This window comes from Pseudomonas sp. C8002, assembly GCF_013385765.1.
In the GTDB taxonomy this organism is placed as follows: domain Bacteria; phylum Pseudomonadota; class Gammaproteobacteria; order Pseudomonadales; family Pseudomonadaceae; genus Aquipseudomonas.
On record NZ_JACAPJ010000015.1, the window covers coordinates 58,747 to 75,928 of the forward strand.

14 protein-coding genes are annotated in these 17,182 nt (G+C 61.0%); 3 read left to right on the plus strand and 11 right to left on the minus strand.

Annotated features, from left to right (window positions below; translation table 11 throughout):
- Nucleotides 1–63: 63 nt before the first annotated feature.
- The 5 genes from HX814_RS21455 to treP form a co-directional block, all read right to left on the minus strand.
- Nucleotides 64–360: a PTS transporter subunit EIIB gene (locus tag HX814_RS21455; protein WP_003209625.1), complete on the minus strand. Its 297-nt coding sequence runs from the start codon at nt 358–360 to the stop codon at nt 64–66.
- 1 nt (nt 361) lies between these two features.
- Nucleotides 362–2,893, minus strand: coding sequence for a phosphoenolpyruvate--protein phosphotransferase (gene ptsP, locus HX814_RS21460; RefSeq protein WP_177008155.1), 2,532 nt, complete (start codon nt 2,891–2,893; stop codon nt 362–364).
- Between the two features lie 49 nt (nt 2,894–2,942).
- Nucleotides 2,943–4,163: a carbohydrate porin gene (locus tag HX814_RS21465; protein ID WP_003209628.1), complete on the minus strand. Its 1,221-nt coding sequence runs from the start codon at nt 4,161–4,163 to the stop codon at nt 2,943–2,945.
- A gap of 71 nt (nt 4,164–4,234) precedes the next feature.
- Nucleotides 4,235–5,881 carry an alpha,alpha-phosphotrehalase gene (gene treC, locus HX814_RS21470; RefSeq protein ID WP_003209630.1) on the minus strand — a complete coding sequence of 549 codons (1,647 nt, stop codon included), beginning with the start codon at nt 5,879–5,881 and terminating at the stop codon, nt 4,235–4,237.
- A 66-nt stretch (nt 5,882–5,947) separates the two neighbouring features.
- Nucleotides 5,948–7,390, minus strand: a complete 1,443-nt coding sequence (gene treP / locus HX814_RS21475) for a PTS system trehalose-specific EIIBC component (protein ID WP_008438268.1) — start codon at nt 7,388–7,390, stop codon at nt 5,948–5,950.
- Nucleotides 7,391–7,625: 235 nt separating this feature from the next.
- On the opposite strand from treP, the gene treR reads away from it, so the two are divergent.
- A complete protein-coding gene (gene treR, locus HX814_RS21480) occupies nt 7,626–8,330 on the plus strand; it encodes a trehalose operon repressor (protein WP_003209636.1) in 705 nt (234 codons plus the stop codon).
- A 55-nt stretch (nt 8,331–8,385) separates the two neighbouring features.
- Here treR and HX814_RS21485 read toward each other — a convergent pair whose 3' ends face one another.
- The 6 genes from HX814_RS21485 to HX814_RS21510 all read right to left on the minus strand — a co-directional run bounded on the left by HX814_RS21485 (nt 8,386) and on the right by HX814_RS21510 (nt 14,799).
- Nucleotides 8,386–9,621, minus strand: coding sequence for a type II toxin-antitoxin system HipA family toxin (locus HX814_RS21485; RefSeq protein WP_177008157.1), 1,236 nt, complete (start codon nt 9,619–9,621; stop codon nt 8,386–8,388).
- Nucleotides 9,614–9,859, minus strand: a complete 246-nt coding sequence (locus HX814_RS21490) for a helix-turn-helix transcriptional regulator (protein WP_177008158.1) — start codon at nt 9,857–9,859, stop codon at nt 9,614–9,616. The genes HX814_RS21485 and HX814_RS21490 overlap by 8 nt, the downstream gene beginning before the upstream one ends.
- Before the next feature lie 197 nt (nt 9,860–10,056).
- The gene (gene guaA, locus HX814_RS21495) at nt 10,057–11,634 is read right to left on the minus strand and encodes a glutamine-hydrolyzing GMP synthase (protein ID WP_003209644.1); all 1,578 of its coding nucleotides are present in this window, start codon (nt 11,632–11,634) and stop codon (nt 10,057–10,059) included.
- Between the two features lie 82 nt (nt 11,635–11,716).
- Complete coding sequence (gene guaB, locus HX814_RS21500) at nt 11,717–13,186, minus strand: IMP dehydrogenase (protein WP_003209646.1); 1,470 nt, start codon at nt 13,184–13,186, stop codon at nt 11,717–11,719.
- Between the two features lie 159 nt (nt 13,187–13,345).
- On the minus strand, nt 13,346–13,894 hold the full coding sequence (locus tag HX814_RS21505) for a hypothetical protein (RefSeq protein WP_003209647.1): 549 nt from the start codon (nt 13,892–13,894) through the stop codon (nt 13,346–13,348).
- Between the two features lie 137 nt (nt 13,895–14,031).
- Nucleotides 14,032–14,799, minus strand: a complete 768-nt coding sequence (locus HX814_RS21510; protein WP_003209649.1) for a sulfite exporter TauE/SafE family protein — start codon at nt 14,797–14,799, stop codon at nt 14,032–14,034.
- A gap of 99 nt (nt 14,800–14,898) precedes the next feature.
- Here HX814_RS21510 and HX814_RS21515 point away from each other — a divergent pair, with 99 nt between their 5' ends.
- Together HX814_RS21515 and xseA are read left to right on the plus strand one after the other, a co-directional pair.
- Complete coding sequence (locus HX814_RS21515; RefSeq protein ID WP_087695128.1) at nt 14,899–15,789, plus strand: LysR family transcriptional regulator; 891 nt, start codon at nt 14,899–14,901, stop codon at nt 15,787–15,789.
- Nucleotides 15,790–15,799: 10 nt separating this feature from the next.
- A complete protein-coding gene (gene xseA / locus HX814_RS21520; RefSeq protein ID WP_003209653.1) occupies nt 15,800–17,179 on the plus strand; it encodes an exodeoxyribonuclease VII large subunit in 1,380 nt (459 codons plus the stop codon).
- The last annotated feature ends 3 nt before the right edge of the window (nt 17,180–17,182 follow it).

Here is a 17,182-nt window from a genome sequence, read left to right on the forward strand (position 1 = left end):
CATGGATTGACTGACACACCGCCTTCGCGAGCAAGCCCGCTCCCACATTTGATCTTCTTTGATTTATAGAGCGGTGTTCAGGCCGGTAAGCAGGTGCACCACCCCACCCGCCAACACCATCACGCCCGGCACGCCTGCCGCCTTGAGCGCCTGCGCATCCAACCGCCCCGCATCCTGCAACTGCACCCGCACCCGGGTCAGTGCTACCCGCTGCTGCGACTTGAGATTCTCCGCGCCTCCCAGCGCATTCAGCACTGCCGGGGCCAACAGTGTTTCGCTCACTGGAGCTGCCTGCGGCGTTTCAAGCACCAGATCCGGCGTCAGGGCCTTCCAGAACGCCCGCTGAAATTTCTCGAACATGTCAGTTCTCCACAACCAATGAGGTTTCAACGGTAGCCGCGTGGTACAGGCGCAAGGACTCGCGAACCTGCGCCGCTTCTTCCAGGCCCAGCACCTGGCGGGCGATGGATTGGCAGTCCGCCAGGTCCAGCTCGCGCACGGTAGCCTTGATGGTCGGGATCAGCGGCACGCTGACCGACAACTCATCCACTCCCAGCCCGATCAGCACCGGCACCGCCAGCGCTTCAGACGCCAACGCCCCACACACGCCGACCCACTTGCCATGGGCATGGGCCGCCTTGACGGTGGCGGCGATCAGGCGCAGCACCGCCGGGTGAAAGCTGTCGGCCTGGCTGGCGAGGCGCGGGTGATCGCGGTCCATGGCCAGGGTGTATTGGGTCAGGTCGTTGGTGCCGATGGAGAAGAAATCCACCTCCGGCGCAAACAGATCGGCCATCAATGCCGCCGATGGCACTTCGATCATGATTCCCAGCTTCGGCAGTTCCGTCAGCCCCAGGGCCAGCGCTTCCTCTTCAAGAATCTGCCGCGCCAGGCGCAGCTCCGAGAGCAGGCTGACCATCGGCAACATGATGTGCAAACGGGCGAAACCGGCACTGGCGAGAATTGCACGGAATTGTTCACGCAACAGTTCCGGGCGCTCCAGGCACAGGCGAATCCCGCGCAGGCCAAGGAACGGGTTGGTCTCGCTGTCCATCGGCACATAGGCCAACGGCTTGTCGCCACCAACGTCGAGGGTGCGCACCACCAGATTGCGCTGCGGGCCCAATGCACGGGCGATGGCGCTGTAGGTGCCCGCCTGCTCCTCGGGGCTCGGCGCGCGGTTGCGGTCCAGGTAGAGGAACTCGGAACGCAGCAAACCAACGCCTTCGCCCCCCAGGGACAATGCCTGCTCCACCTCCTGCAACGATGCGACGTTGGCCGTCACTTCGACGTGATGACCGTCGCGGGTCGTGGCGGGCAACGACGCCTGCTCCACTTCCCGCTGGCGGCGCAGCACTTGTTGTTGGCGGCTGGCTTGCAAGTGTTCGATCTCGGCCAGGTCCGGGTCCAGGTGCAACTCGCCCTTGTCGGCATCCAGCAGCACTTGCTTGCCGTTGGCCAGTTCCAGCACCTGCGCCGGCACCCCGCAGATGGCCGGCAAGCCAAGGGCGCGGGCGAGAATGGCGACGTGGCTGGTAGCGCCGCCGCCCACCGTCACAAAACCCAGCACCTTGCGCGTGTCGAGGCTGGCGGTTTGCGAGGGAGTCAGTTGTTCGGCAATCAGGATTGCCTGCTCCGGCAAATCCCAGGCGCTGTCCTGAACCCCGAGGATCAATTTCAGCACCCGCTGGCCAACGTCTGCCAGGTCGGCAGCGCGCTCGGCAAGCAAGGCGTTGCCCAGGCCCTGGAAGAGCGTGGCGGTGGCCTCGGTGGCGCTGTTCCAGGCGAAGGCCGCGCTCTTGCCCTGGTCCAGCAGGTCGCGGGTTTGTTCCAGCAGGGCCGGATCGTCCAGCAACTCCTGATGGGCGCGGAAGATCTCGGACTGGGCAGTGCCGACGGCCTTTTCCTGCAGGGCTTGCAGCGCCTGATTGGCGTTGTTCAGGGCATGGGTCAGGGCCGCACGTTCCAGCGCTTCACCTTTGCCGGTCTCTACGAACGTCAGTGCCGGCTCCTTGACCTGCACCACTTGGCCAAACGCCGAACCGGGCGAGGCGCACACGCCGCGCAGCAAGGTCGCCGATGAATCAGGCGCCACGGGTGCAGCGTCAGGTTGATGAGCCGCGACGGTTTCGCCGCAGCCTTCGGCCAGCAACGTCACCAGCGCCTGGATCGCCGCTTCGGCATCCTCGCCGGCCGCGCTGACTTGCAAGGTGTCACCCTGCACCGTTTGCAACGCCATGATCCGTACCAGCGACTTGGCGTTGGCGCTCTCGGTTTGCTTGTGCAGGTAAATACTCGCCTTGAAGCCTTTGGCCGCCTGCGCCAGCACCGCCGCCGGGCGCGCATGCAGGCCGTTGGCGTTGGGCAAGGTCAGTGGCCTGGAGAACAGGGCGTCACCCTCCTCGTCTTTCACCTCGTCGGCAACGGCTTGCGGCGTGACTCGCAGCAGTGGCTGCCCCACGTCCACCAGGCCCTGCTCGGGCGTCAGCAGCTTGAAGGGTTCGCCACTGACCACCAGCATCAGGGTCAGCAAACTACGGGCATTGAGCGCCACGTAGTCGGCATCGAATTCAATCAGCGGTTGCCCGGCTTCCACCCGCTGGCCTTCCTCGACCAATCGGGTGAAACCCTTGCCCGCCAGGTTCACGGTGTCCAGGCCGATGTGCATCAGCACCTGGACGCCGTTGTCATCGGTGATGCTCACCGCATGACCACTGTCCTGGATATTGCTGATCACCCCGGCCAGTGGCGCGCAGAGGGTCTGCGAGGTCGGATCGATGCACAGGCCATCGCCGATCAGGCGACTGGAGAACACCGGATCAGGCACCTGGTCCAGGGCGAGCAGCACCCCGGACAATGGCGCCAGCAATTCCAGGGATTGGGTTGTGGTCATGACTTCACCTGCTGTTTGGTTCTGTAAAAATCATTGGGCATCGACGGCTTTATTTCCACCAGTACTCAACCTGCACACCAAAGTTGGAGCCATGCAACGCCGTGCCATAACTGCCGGTGTCGGACAACGCCGAACCTGCCGCCAGTTCATTGGCCGCACGCTTGGCCGCTTCGTTCCAGGTCGCGTAGGTGTAATACAAGCGCACTTCCGGTCGTGCCCAGAAATCCGGGCCTTTGGGCGACCAGGTCGGGGCGAACGTAAATTTGCTCAGCTTGCGCGTGCCACCGGTAGCCTCGACCTGATCATGACCGAGTTCGGTGACCAGCTTGAACTGTTCGGAAATCGCATAGGCCGGGCGCACGCCCAGCGACATCCAGGTCTGATCCTGGTTGCCCGGGCGAATATCCTTCTGGTACACGGCCTCGATCTGCCCGCCAAACCGTGGCGTCACTTGCCAGTCGAAGAACTCCACTGCGCGGTAGCTCTTGCTGCTTTTATCGAGGAAGGTATCGCCGGTGTAGCCGAGGCCGGTGCCGGGGCCTTCGCCGTACTGCAGGGCAAATTTGTTGCGCCCGCCGAGGAAGGGTTTCTGCACATGCTGGGCGGTAATGGCCCAGCCGCTGTTGGTGTCACGGCCACCGGCTTTTTCGATGTAGCTCAAGCCCAGTTCCAGCTCGCCGCCGGGATTGGTCTTGAAGCCGGCCACGTTAAAGTCGTGACGGGTGGCGTATTCCTTCTGGTACAGGTTGTCCTTGCGGGAAAGCGCGTAGCTGTATTTCAGGTCGCCGATTTTCACGTCCTCGATACCGCCGCCCGTGGCGCTCTGGTTCCAGTAGTAGAAGTCGGAGATATGGATGTCGTTTCGTTTGTAGTAGCGCCGGCCGGCCCACAGCGAACCGCCGTTGAGGCTGGGGATGTTCGACCACTGCGCGTACATCTGCGGCATGCGTGCCGAGCCGTTGTCTTCGCCCTGGAACTTCAGCGCCCGGTCGTACTTGTTGTACAGCGAAGCCATGGCGTCGACGCTGAACACCGAGCCGTCGTCGAGGGTCAGCAGGTCCTGGCGCAATTCGAGTTCGGCGTACTGCTCGCACTCGTTGCCCAGGCGGTATTTGGATTGTGCACCCGGCAACTGGAAGCACTGCTGCTTGCCACTGCCGGTTGAAGTCCCCGCACCGCTACGCAAGTAGCCGGCAAATTCCAACGCCTGGGCTGCCATCGGCAAGGTCAGGCAGGATGCAACGAGGCCCAGCTTTATTGTTGTTTTCATGAAGCACTCCGATATTTTTATTATGTTTTTTTAAGCGCCCCGGCTCTCCCACGCCGGGGGTAAAGCGGGTCTCAGTCCTTGAGATGCAGCACAAACGATTCATACGGGCGCAGCGAGACCTGGCTCGAGCGCTGTGGGCAGTCGTCGTAGTTGCTGATCAGCAGGCGTTGCTCACTCGCCGCCGTCAGCAGGCCATCGGGCAGTTCGATCTGGCATGGCGTGCCGTAGAAGTTGTTCAGCACCAGCAGGCGTTCGCCGTGGCCTTCGCGCAGGTACGCCCAGACCTGGGTGTGCTGTGGCAGCAGTTGGCGGTAAACGCCTTCCTGAATCAGCGGCTCATGCCGACGCAGCTTGATCAGCGCACGGTAGTGATGCAGTACCGATTGCGGGTCATCCAGCTCGCTTTGCACGTTGATCTGCGCGGCGTTGGCCGGGATGCCGATCCACGGTTCGCCGCGGCTGAAGCCGGCGTTTTGCTCGGCATTCCATTGCATCGGTGTGCGGCTGTTATCGCGGGACTTCTGCATGATCGCCGCCATGCTCGACGCCTCGGACTCACCGGCCTCGCGCTTGAGCCGATAGATGTTCAGCGTCTCGACATCTCGGTATTGGTCGATGGTGTCGAAGCCCGGATTGGTCATCCCCAGCTCTTCGCCCTGGTACACGAAAGGCGTGCCCTGGAGGAAGTGCAGCGCAGTGGCGAGCATCTTCGCCGAGACCACGCGGTGCTCGCCGTCGTCACCAAAACGCGAGACCACCCGCGGCTGGTCGTGGTTACACCAGAACAGCGCATTCCAGCCGCCACCGGCCTGCATGCCGAGTTGCCAGTCGGACAGAATCTGCTTGAGTTGCAGGAAGTCGAAGTCGGCCGCGACCCACTTCTGCAGGTTCGGATAGTCGACTTTCAGGTGGTGAAAGTTGAAGGTCATCGACAGCTCTTTCGACTGTGGATTCGAATAACGAATGCAGTGCTCAAGGCTGGTGGACGACATCTCGCCGACGTTGATCAGGTCATGCCCCTCGAACACTTCGCGGTGCATTTCCTTCAGGTATTCATGCACGTTCGGGCCGTCGGTGTAGAAGCGCCGACCGTCGCTGTTGTCTTCCGGAAAATCCGCCGGCTTGGAGATCAGGTTGATCACGTCCAGGCGGAAACCGCCCACGCCCTTGTCGCGCCAGAAGCGCATCAGCTTGAACACTTCGGCGCGCACCTTGGGGTTGTCCCAGTTCAGGTCGGCCTGGGTGTGGTCGAACAGGTGCAGGAAGTACTGGCCGGTCTGCGCCTCGTATTCCCAGGCCGAGCCGCCGAACTTGGATTCCCAGTTGTTCGGCTGGTCGCGCCAGATGTAGAAGTCGCGGTACGGGTTGTCGAGGCTGCTGCGGGCCTGCTGGAACCACTCGTGTTCGATGGAAGTGTGGTTGACCACGATGTCGAGCATCAGCGTGATGCCGCGCTTGGCGGCTTCGCTGATCAGCAAGTCGCAATCGGCCATGGTCCCGTAGCTCGGGTCGATGGCGTAGTAGTCACTGATGTCGTAGCCGTTGTCGCGCTGGGGCGAACGCAGGAACGGGGTGATCCACAGGCAGTCGACGCCCAGCCACTTCAGGTAATCGAGCTTGTCCACGATGCCCAGCAGGTCACCGGTGGCGTTACCCGCGTGGCTGTGGAAGCTTTTGGGGTAGATCTGGTAGATCACCGAATGTTGCCAGTTTTGCATGACGGGTTCCTTCAATCTGGAAATGCGATCAACTGTGGGAGCTGGCTTGCCTGCGATAGCGGTAGATCAGGCGACCCGGTATCCGGGCCGGACAATTTTCATGCTCAACACACAGGTCAAAACAAACGGCACGACAATCGCGACGACCATGCCGATGACAAAACTTGGGATGTACTGCGGGATGATCGAGATGAACCCGGGCAAGCCACCCACGCCAATCGCCGAGGCCTGCACCTTGTTCAATGACAGGAAAATACTGCCCAGCGCCGAGCCGGTCAGCGCCGCGTAGAACGGAAACTTGAAGCGCAGGTTGACCCCGAACATCGCCGGCTCGGTGATGCCGAAGTAGGCGGAAATCGCCGAGGTGGACGCCATGCTCTTGTCCCGCGCATTGCGGCTCATGTAGAACACGCCGAGCGCCGCGCTGCCCTGGGCCAGGTTGGACATGACGATCATCGGCCAGATAAAGGTGCCGCCCTGGGTGGAAATAAGTTGCAGGTCCACGGCGAGGAACATGTGGTGCATGCCGGTGATCACCAGCGGTGCATACAGCAGACCGAAGATTGCGCCGCCGACCATCGGCGCCAAGTCAAACAGGGTGACCACGCCTTCGGTGATCAGGATGCCGAGGTGGCGGGTCACCGGGCCGATGATCGCCAGCGCCAGTACGCCGGTGACGACGATGGTAGTGATCGGCACCACCAGCAACTGAATGGCATTCGGCACCCGTGCCCGCAGCCATTTCTCAATCACGCTCATCACGTAAGCGGCCAGCAGGATCGGCAGGATCTGGCCCTGGTAGCCGACCTTCTCGATCTTGAACCAGCCGAAAATATCGAAGTACGGCAGGCTCTGGCCGTCGAGGCCGGCGACCGCCTTGCCGTAGTTCCAGGCGTTGAGCAGATCGGGGTGCACCAGCATCAGGCCGAGGACAATGCCGAGGATTTCACTGCCACCAAAGCGCTTGGCCGCCGACCAGCCCACCAGTGCCGGCAGGAACACGAACGAGGTGTTGGCCATCAGGTTGATCAGGCTCCACAGGCCATCCAGGTTCGGATAGGCGTCGAGCAAGGTCTTGTCCGCGATGAACATGCCCTTGGCGCCCATCAGGTTGTTCACCCCCATGAGCAAACCGGCAATGATCAGCGCCGGCAAAATCGGCATGAACACGTCGGAGAACACCCGCACCAGGCGCTGCATCGGGTTTATTTTGTCGGCGCTTTTCTGTTTCACGTCCGCGATGGTCGACGCGGCGAGGCCCGTTTGCTCACGCAGGGCGGCGTAGACCTTTTCCACTTCGCCGGGGCCGATCACGATCTGGAACAGGCCGCCGGTGAAGAACGAACCCTTGACCAGGTCGACCTGGTTCAGCTCGCCGCTGTTGGCCAGGCTCGGGTCCTTGAGGGCTAGGCGCAAGCGGGTGACGCAATGGGCAGCTTGCTCAAGGTTGTCGCTGCCGCCGAGGTTCTTGAGAATCTCGCGGGCAATATTCGGATAGTCGTGGCTCATGCTTGGTATCCACTCTGGTTTTTTTTATTGGGCGGTCATAGGCAGCACGCCGAAGCCAAAAGTACTCGTCTGTACGAGTTAAAGCAATAACTCGTATGTACGAGTTTGAAAATGATTAATTTTCTGTTTTTTGAGTCAGAAATTTCCGAGTTCTACAATGGGTTGCATGGACAAACCCCATCGCTGCCACTAAGGTTCCTGCCTTGAACGCCAACGCGGCACAGAGCCCTTCCCCATGAGTAAATACAACCAGATCTATACCGATCTGCTTGCCAGCATCACCACCGAACGCCTGCAACGCGGCACGCGCCTGCCCTCCGAAACCGAACTGATGGACGCTTACCAGGCCAGCCGTGGCACGGTACGCCGGGCGATCGAGCAATTGCAGGAGCGCGGCTTCGCGCAAAAGATCCACGGCAAGGGCACCTTCGTGCTGTCACCCAACCCCATCGAGTTCCAGCTCGGCGGTATCGTCAGCTTTCGCGAGACCCATGCCGCCCTCGGCGACGACGTCAGTACCGAAGTGGTGGAGTTCAGCCAGTTCCCGCTGGAAGGCCCGTTGATGCAACACATTGAGGCCGAAGCTGGCAGCCTGATTACCCGGGTCAAACGGGTGCGGCGGATCGACGGCAAACGGGTGATCCTCGACATCAACCACTTCGTCGCCGACCTGATACCGGGGCTGGATCGGGAGATTGCCGAGCAGTCGATCTATGCGTTTATCGAACAGACCTTGCAGCTGCAGATCAGCTATGCCCAGCGCACCATCGAAGCGCTGCCGCGGGGAAAGGACGATCAGACACACCTGGACCTCGAAGGTCAGAGCCATGTGATCGTGGTGAGCAACCAGACGTTTTTGCAGGATGGACGGCAGTTCGAGTACACCGAGTCGCGGCATACGCTGGATAAGTTTTACTTTTCGGATATTGCGCGGCGGTAAACAAAGAAACGACTTGGCGAGTCCTCGAAAAGCCCGGCGTCGTCAGTCGGGCAAATCACTCCGGCACAATGCTCCTGGCCAGCCCGGCATTCCATGCAGCGACCATCTTTCCCCCCACCTCGTCGAACGCTGGGTGGACGCTTCGATACTCGGAAAGCTCCTCCATAGCGCGACTCATACCCTGGTGCACTCTGGCTAGCAATTCGTTGCAGCGCGCCTCTGTCAAACCGCATGAGCTACGCCCGAACTGAACCAGCATCTTGCGCTTTGGCCAGGCTTTCGAGCCACCGAGCAACAGCCCCATGATGTCGTTGCCGTTGTACACGGTGGTGGTCACCAGGTCGTAAGCCGGGGCGAGCCACACGTCAGCATCTTCTGCACAATTTTCATAAAGCAGGCCGAAGTTCTTGAGGTGCCCGTCACCATTCTGGATACCGGCAGAGAGTCCCACCATCATGAAGAAGTCTTCCAGCGTCCTGGTTATGCGGCTTGGCGTGACAAAAGACCGGATCAGCTTCGCGCATCCCTGATAACTGCCGTCGTACTTCTTCGCGGTTCCCCAACCCGATAGAACGCACATGTCCTCAAATCCGAGGTAGGCGCTTTCACCGATGTCGAACCGCTTCACCACCAGGAGCGTTCCCTGCTGGCTGAGATGGAATTCAGGTACTTCAAGACCACAATGGAGTGCGGCCCGCATGCAGAAAAACTCATTGGCTGCCAGTTGCGGAAAGTCTGAGTCGTTGAACGCCTTAACCAGATGCGTGGCGCCTCGATGAGTGAAACGCTCAACGTCGGGAGCCCTATCGCCTGCGTCGCGCACCAGCACTTTCGGTTGAACGCCCGACACCCCCGAGTAGGCTGCGTAGGTTTTGAGAAGGTCATCAAACAGCTCTTGCGCCCCGTCATAGACCAACAGCTCGGAGAGCTTGACCTCAGGCAACGGCTCGCCACCCGCTTCATGGGCAACACTGATACGGCCAAGTTGGTGTGGACCGACAATGCCCAGCAAAGAGAAGTCATCAAAGCCACGCACTGACTTGCTGAAACGTCGCACAAGCTCGCCCTTGAGATGCCCCTCAGGGATGTGCATCTCGAACAACGGGTGGATTCCATACTCCCAGTTGTAGCTTTCCAGACGCACCGGCATGGTCAAGGAAACGGCGTTCTCGTCTGCTACTCCCTCGTTATACGAGAAGACCGAATCGCGCTGATTTTCTTGACGTCGCCCCAACGTTCCGGAAGGTACACCGCCAGCGCCGATATACAGTCGGTCACTTTGCCTAGTCATGGACATTTCCTGATTTCAGTTCATCGAGGGTCTTGCGCCGACGCATGGGGATAGCGGTCAGCTCGTACCCCAAGCCTTCAAGGATGGCTGCGACCTTGCGAATCCCTACTTCAGGGACGGTGTTGTTCTCAATCCCCGAGATGGTTGCGCGACTCATGCCGTGCCGTTGCGCGAGCTGGCTTTGTGACAGGCCTGCGGCTTTGCGGAGATTCTTGATGAGTATTCCTAAGTCGCCCACTTATCTGCATCCCATACAATGCATAAATAGATAAAATCACACATATGAACCGTATACGATGCAAATCATTCTGAATAGATCTTTATTCGGGTAAACGACCAAGTGCAGCTCTCGCGTAAATATCCACACTCCAGAAACACAAAACCCCGGCACCAGGCCGGGGTTTTGTTATTCAGCGCTCACCTGCTACCGCAGGTTCACTCCCACTCAATCGTCGCCGGCGGCTTGCTCGACACGTCATAAGTCACGCGCGAAATACCTTCAATCTCATTGATGATACGGCCGCTGACCGTCTCCAGCAGTTCGTACGGCAGGTGTGCCCAACGGGCGGTCATGAAGTCGATGGTTTCCACCGCACGCAGGGCCACAACCCAGGCGTAACGACGGCCATCGCCGACCACGCCAACCGACTTCACCGGCTGGAACACTACGAACGCCTGGCTGACCTTGTGGTACCAGTCGGCCTTGCGCAGTTCTTCGATGAAGATGTGGTCGGCGCGACGCAGCAGGTCGGCGTATTCCTTCTTCACTTCACCGAGGATCCGCACGCCCAGGCCCGGGCCCGGGAATGGGTGGCGGTAGACCATGTCGTACGGCAGGCCGAGTTCCAGGCCCAGACGACGGACTTCGTCCTTGAACAGTTCGCGCAGTGGCTCTACCAGCTTGAGGTTCATTTCCTCAGGCAGGCCGCCCACGTTGTGGTGGGACTTGATCACGTGGGCCTTGCCGCTCTTGGCGCCGGCCGATTCGATCACGTCCGGGTAGATGGTGCCCTGGGCGAGGTACTTGATGTTGTCCAGTTTGTTGGACTGGGCATCGAATACGTCGATGAAGGTGCGACCGATGATCTTGCGCTTCTTCTCCGGGTCGGACTCGCCGGCCAGGTTGTTCAGGAACTGATCTTCAGCGTTGGCGCGGATCACCTTGACGCCCATGTTCTCGGCGAACATGGCCATCACTTGCTCGCCTTCGTGCAGGCGCAGCAGGCCGTTGTCGACGAAGACACAGGTCAGTTGGTCGCCGATGGCCTTGTGCAGCAGCGCCGCAACCACGGAGGAGTCAACACCGCCGGACAGGCCCAGCAGGACGTTGTCGGTGCCGACCTGGGCACGTACGTTGGCGATGGCGTCTTCAGCGATCTTCGACGGGGTCCACAGGGCTTCGCACTGGCAGATGTCGAGGATAAAGCGCGACAGGATGCGACCGCCTTGCTTGGTGTGGGTCACTTCCGGGTGGAACTGCACGCCGTAGTAGCCGCGCTCGTCGTTGAACATGCCGGCAATCGGGCAGCTCGGGGTGCTGGCCAGGATGTGGAAGTCTTCCGGCATCCGGGTGACCTTGTCACCGTGGCTCATCCATACGTCGAGGCCAAACAGGCCGTCGGCGTCGATGTGGTCTTCGATGCCGTCCAGCAGGCGGCTCTTGCCGACTACGTCGACACGGGCGTAACCGAATTCACGCAGCTCGGAACCTTCAACCTTGCCGCCCAGTTGCTCGGCCATGGTCTGCATGCCGTAGCAGATACCGAAGACCGGCACGCCCAGGTCAAACACCGCCTGCGGGCAACGCGGGCTGTTGGCTTCGTGCACGGACTCGGGGCCGCCGGCGAGAATGACGCCTTTTGGAGCGAATTCGCGAATCGCTTCGTCGTCCATGTCGAACGGATGCAGTTCGCAGTACACGCCGATTTCACGCACGCGGCGGGCGATCAGCTGAGTGTACTGGGAACCGAAGTCGAGGATCAGGATGCGGTGGGCGTGAATGTCGAGGGCCATGAGATCAGTCTCGTCTAATGAATCAGAAACAACTCGGGGCTGAATAAGACAGCCCCGGTTACTTAACTATTTGCTGGAAGCATCAACCTACGCGGTAGTTTGGCGCTTCCTTGGTGATCTGTACGTCGTGGACGTGGGACTCAGCCATGCCGGCACCGGTGATCCGCACGAACTCAGGCTTGGTGCGCATTTCTTCGATGTCGGCGCTGCCGGTGTAGCCCATCGAGGAACGCAGGCCGCCCATCAGTTGATGGATGATGGCGCTCAGGGTGCCCTTGTACGGAACACGCCCTTCAATGCCTTCCGGTACCAGCTTCTCGGCGCCCGCGGAGGAGTCCTGGAAGTAGCGGTCGGAAGAGCCTTGAGCCTGGGACATGGCGCCCAGGGAACCCATGCCGCGGTAAGCCTTGTACGAACGACCCTGGAACAGTTCGATCTCGCCCGGCGCTTCTTCAGTACCGGCGAACATCGAGCCCATCATCACGCAGGAAGCACCGGCGACGATGGCCTTGGACAGGTCACCGGAGAAACGGATGCCGCCGTCGGCGATCAACGGTACGCCAGTGCCTTCAAGGGCAGCGGCGACGTTGGCGATGGCGCTGATTTGCGGCACGCCTACACCGGCCACGATACGGGTGGTGCAGATCGAGCCAGGGCCGATACCGACCTTGACCGCATCAGCACCGGCTTCGGCCAGGGCCTTGGCGGCAGCGCCGGTTGCAATGTTGCCGCCGATCACTTGCACGTCAGGGAAATTCTGTTTGACCCAGCGAACGCGGTCGATCACGCCTTTGGAGTGACCGTGGGCAGTGTCGACCACCACCACGTCAACACCGGCAGCCACCAGGGCCGCTACACGGTCACCGGTGTCTTTGCCGGTACCGACCGCAGCGCCTACGCGCAGACGACCTTGATCGTCCTTGCTGGCCAGCGGGTAAGCCTTGGCTTTTTCGATGTCGTTGACGGTCATCATGCCCTTGAGGGCGAATTTGTCGTCGACGATCAGTACGCGTTCGATGCGGTGCTTGTGCAGCAGCTCGCGCACATCGTTCTTGTCGGCGCCTTCCTTGACAGTAACGAGGCGCTCTTTAGGCGTCATCACTTCACGGACGGTGACTTCAAGACGGTTCTCGAAACGCACGTCACGGGAAGTGACGATGCCGACCAGGTCGCCATCGTGCAGCACCGGAACGCCGGAGATGTTGTGCAGGCGGGTCAGGTCGAACAGGTCACGAACGGTGGCATCGGCCTCGATGGTGATCGGGTCCTTGACCACACCGGCTTCGTAACGCTTGACCTTGCGAACTTCGGCAGCTTGCTGCTCGATGGTCATGTTCTTGTGGATGATGCCGATGCCGCCTTCCTGAGCCATGGCGATTGCCAAACGGGCTTCAGTGACGGTGTCCATGGCAGCGGAAACCAGAGGAATATTCAGCTCGATGCCACGGGTTAGGCGGGTCTTGAGACTGACTTCGTTAGGAAGCACCTCGGAATAACCGGGCACTAGGAGAATGTCGTCGAATGTCAGAGCTTCTTGGCTGATACGCAGCATCGCGGGGGCTCCCGAGCGGGAAAATGGAAGCGCGCCATTATAGTCAGACACCCCCTCGGGTTCAATGTAAAACTCTGACAAACTTGGTAATACTGATAGATGGATGATTTTTGCAGCACTGAGCGTTCCCACGCTCTGCGTGGGAACGCTCACATCGAATTAAAGTTCGACTTTGACCCAGCTCATCTTCTGGTCCAGCCAGTCGGCAAATTCGTCGATAAAACTCTGCTTGAACCCCGCCTCCGCCCAGTTATTGAAGATGAATCCCAGGTTGGAAAAGCCGCATTCCTGCAGGAACAGGAAACCGTTGATGTCGTCCTCATGCCCACACAGCGGGCAGGTGAAGTTATCGGTGTGGCCGGGCATCCAGTCTTCCAGGCTTTCGAACAGGGCTTCGCCGACTTCCTTGAGGCACTCGGGACAGCCGGCCTCTTCCAGGAAGCCTTTGGCCGGGGTGTAGATGCAGCGCTTGTAGATGATCTCCAGGCCGTTGATCGGCTCGTTGAACGGCAGCGCGTCGGGGTGCAGCACCACGGCGCGGGCACCGTCGGCCAGGGCATAGCCCATGCGGTTGCCGGTGCGCCCGCAGGTGGTGAGTTCTTCCTTGACGATGTTCTTGCGCACCAGCCAGCGCACGATCGCCCGGGCGCGGGGTTCGTGGACGGGTAGCGTGGAGATTTTCGGGACAAGGATGCTTTGGGAATTCATGGGAGTCCTGCGGCGTGGCTACTGGCGCCTTCGCGAGCAAGCCCGCTCCCACAGGGGGAATGCGTTCCAAATGTGGGAGCGGGCTTGCTCGCGAAGAGGCCCTGAAGGCTGGCAGCTTAATCCCTGAAACAATCAGGTCAAGTACTCAAGTAACGGGCAATCAAGGCAATGCCACTGGCCAGCACCAGCCAGGTCACCAACCGCACAAACGCCTCGCGGGACATGCGCAGGGTCAACCGCCGCCCCGCCCACAGCCCGAGCGCCATGGCCGGCAACAGGCACACCGCCAACATCAACAAGGGTAGCTCGGCATACACGCCCGCGATCAGAAACAGGCTCAGGCGCACCACCGTGCTGCAACTGATCAACGCACTCTGGGTCGCCCGCGCGCCATCCTTGGGCAATCGGCTGTTGAGGTAGATCGCATACAGAAAGCCGCCACTGCCAAACAACGCGCCAAACAGCCCGCCGACAACCCCCATGGGAATCGCCCAGCCGGCTGCCATCTGCGTGGGCTTGGCCTTCACCGCCAGGCTGTAGATCGCATAGGCGCTGATAAACAGCCCCATCAACAGCAGCAATAAATCAGAGTGTAGGTTGAGCAGGAAGATCACCCCAAGGGTGCAGCCAATCGCCATGCACGGCAGTAGCCTGAACAACTCCGGTTTCACCACATCCCGGCGCGATTGCAGAAGGTTGCCGAAGGCCGCGACAAAATCCAGCAGCACCAGCAAGGGGATGATCTTCGACAGCGGCATGAACAGAATCAGGATCGGCCCCGCCACCAATGCGGTACCAAAGCCTGCAATGCCGAACACGATATACGCCAGGGCAATCGCCACGCCGATCACCAGCCAGTCCACACCGCCAAACGACCAATGACTCAACAGCTCGACCGGACTCATGACGTATTCCTTATTAGAGATGGCCATCACTTTAGCCATTGGCAAGCGTTGCGACTAATATCTTCAAAGCCCATCACTCATCTCGAAAAGGCATGACTTGTGATTTCCACCCGGCAATTGCGTTACTTCGTCGAAATCGCCGAGAGCGGCAGCTTCAGCGCAGCGGCCGAGCGGCTGTTTGTGGCGCAATCGGCACTGAGCCGGCAGATCAAGGAGCTGGAAAACCTGCTGCAAACGCCGCTGTTTGAACGCACTGCGCGCCAGCCACGGCTGACGGCTGCGGGCGAGGCTTTTTATCCGCGGGCACGCAACCTGCTGGGCGAACTGCTCAAGGCCAGTGAGATGGCGACGCAAGTGGGCAATGGACAGCTCGGCACGCTGCGAATGAGCCATTCGAGCACGGTGCCGATGAGTGGCCGCCTGCTGCGCGGCATCGGTGCCTGGCTGGAACGATGCCCGGGCGTGTCGATGGACATCGCCAAACTGTCCTCCGAAGCCCAGTTGGAAGAAATCGCCGACGGCCGACTGGAGGTCGGGCTGTTGCGCTTACCGGTGTTGCGCCAGCGCGAAGGCGTGCGCATCGTGCCTTTATATAGCGAGCGACTGTTGCTGGCCGTGCCGCCGAACCACCGGTTGGCCGGGCACACATCCGGTATCGATTTGGCGCAACTGAAGAACGAAGCGTTTATCTCGATCCCTCACCCCCAGCGCGGAGGGCTGAGTTACCTGTCAGCCGAGTTGTGCATGCGTGCAGGATTTTTCCCCAAGGCGGCGCGGGTGATGTCGCGCAAGACCACGCAGCTACAGCTGATCCAGGCCGGATTCGGGATCGCCTTGCTGCCGGAGTCGATGCAGGACATTGCGCCGGCCAACATTCATTTTTTACCCCTAGCCGATCCCGATTGCCAAAGCACCGTCGCCCTCGCCTGCCAGCAAACGCCGAACGCGCTGGTGGAGCAGTTCTGTCAAACCCTGCACGAATGCCTATAAACTGCCGCCCATGATTAAAGATCCCTTTGCCCGTCTGGGCCTGGACCGCGAAGTCCTGACTGTCAGCCAGCTCAACGGCCGCGCGCGGGTGTTGCTGGAAGACGTGTTCACCAATATCTGGGTCGAAGGCGAGATCTCCAACCTCGCCCGCCCGGCCTCCGGCCACGTGTATTTCACCCTCAAGGACAGTGGCGCCCAGGTGCGTTGTGCGCTGTTCCGGCAGAACGCCGCACGGGTGCGCCAGGCGTTGAAAGACGGCCTGGCGGTGAAGGTGCGGGGCAAGGTCTCGCTGTTTGAGGGCCGTGGCGACTATCAGCTGATTCTCGACACGGTGGAGCCGGCCGGTGACGGCGCACTGCGCCTGGCCTTCGACGCGCTGAAGGAAAAACTCAGCGCCGAAGGCCTGTTCAGTGCCGAGCGCAAGGTGCCGCTGCCCGCCCACCCACGGCGCATCGGGATTATCAGCTCGCCCACCGGCGCGGTGATTCGCGACATCATCAGCGTGTTCCGCCGCCGGGCACCCAACGTGGAACTGACGTTGATCCCGACAGCCGTACAAGGTCGTGAAGCCGTGGCGCAGATCGTCCGCGCACTGAAGCTGGCCGATGCACGCGGCTTCGACGCGTTGATCCTGGCCCGTGGCGGCGGGTCGCTGGAAGACCTCTGGTGCTTCAACGAAGAAGCCGTGGCGCGTGCCGTGGACGCCTGCGTGACGCCCATCGTCAGCGCCGTTGGCCATGAGACCGATGTGTCGATCAGCGACTTTGTCGCCGACGTACGCGCCCCAACGCCTTCCGCCGCTGCCGAGCTGTTGGCGCCGGACTCCAGCCACCTGACTCGCCAGGTAGAGAACCTGCACCGCCGCCTGGTGATGCTGATGCGCAACCGCCTGACCCACGACCGCCTGCGCCTGGAAGGCATGGCTCGTCGCCTGCGTCACCCGGGCGAGCGCCTGCGCCAACAGGCCCAGCGCCTGGATGACCTGGACATGCGCCTGCGGCGTGCCTTCGAGCGCAGCCTCAACACCCGTCGCGAGCGTTTGATCCGCCTGGAAACCCGCCTCGCCGGCCAACACCCCGGCCGCCAACTGGCGCTGTTGCGCCAACGCCTGGACAGCCTTGCCGAACGCCTGCCCCGTGCCATGCGCGAAGGCCTCAAGGCCCGTCGCCTGCAACTGCAAAGCCAGGTGCAGACGCTGCACGTGGTCAGCCCGCTGGCGACGCTTGGACGCGGCTACAGCATCTTGCTCGACGAACGCGGCCAGGCGATTCGCAACGCCGCGCAAACCCACACCGGGCAGCGCCTGACCGCGCGCCTCGGTGAAGGCCAATTGCAGGTACGGGTGGAAGACAACCACCTGACGCCCGTCACCCTCTCGTTACTGGATTGATTG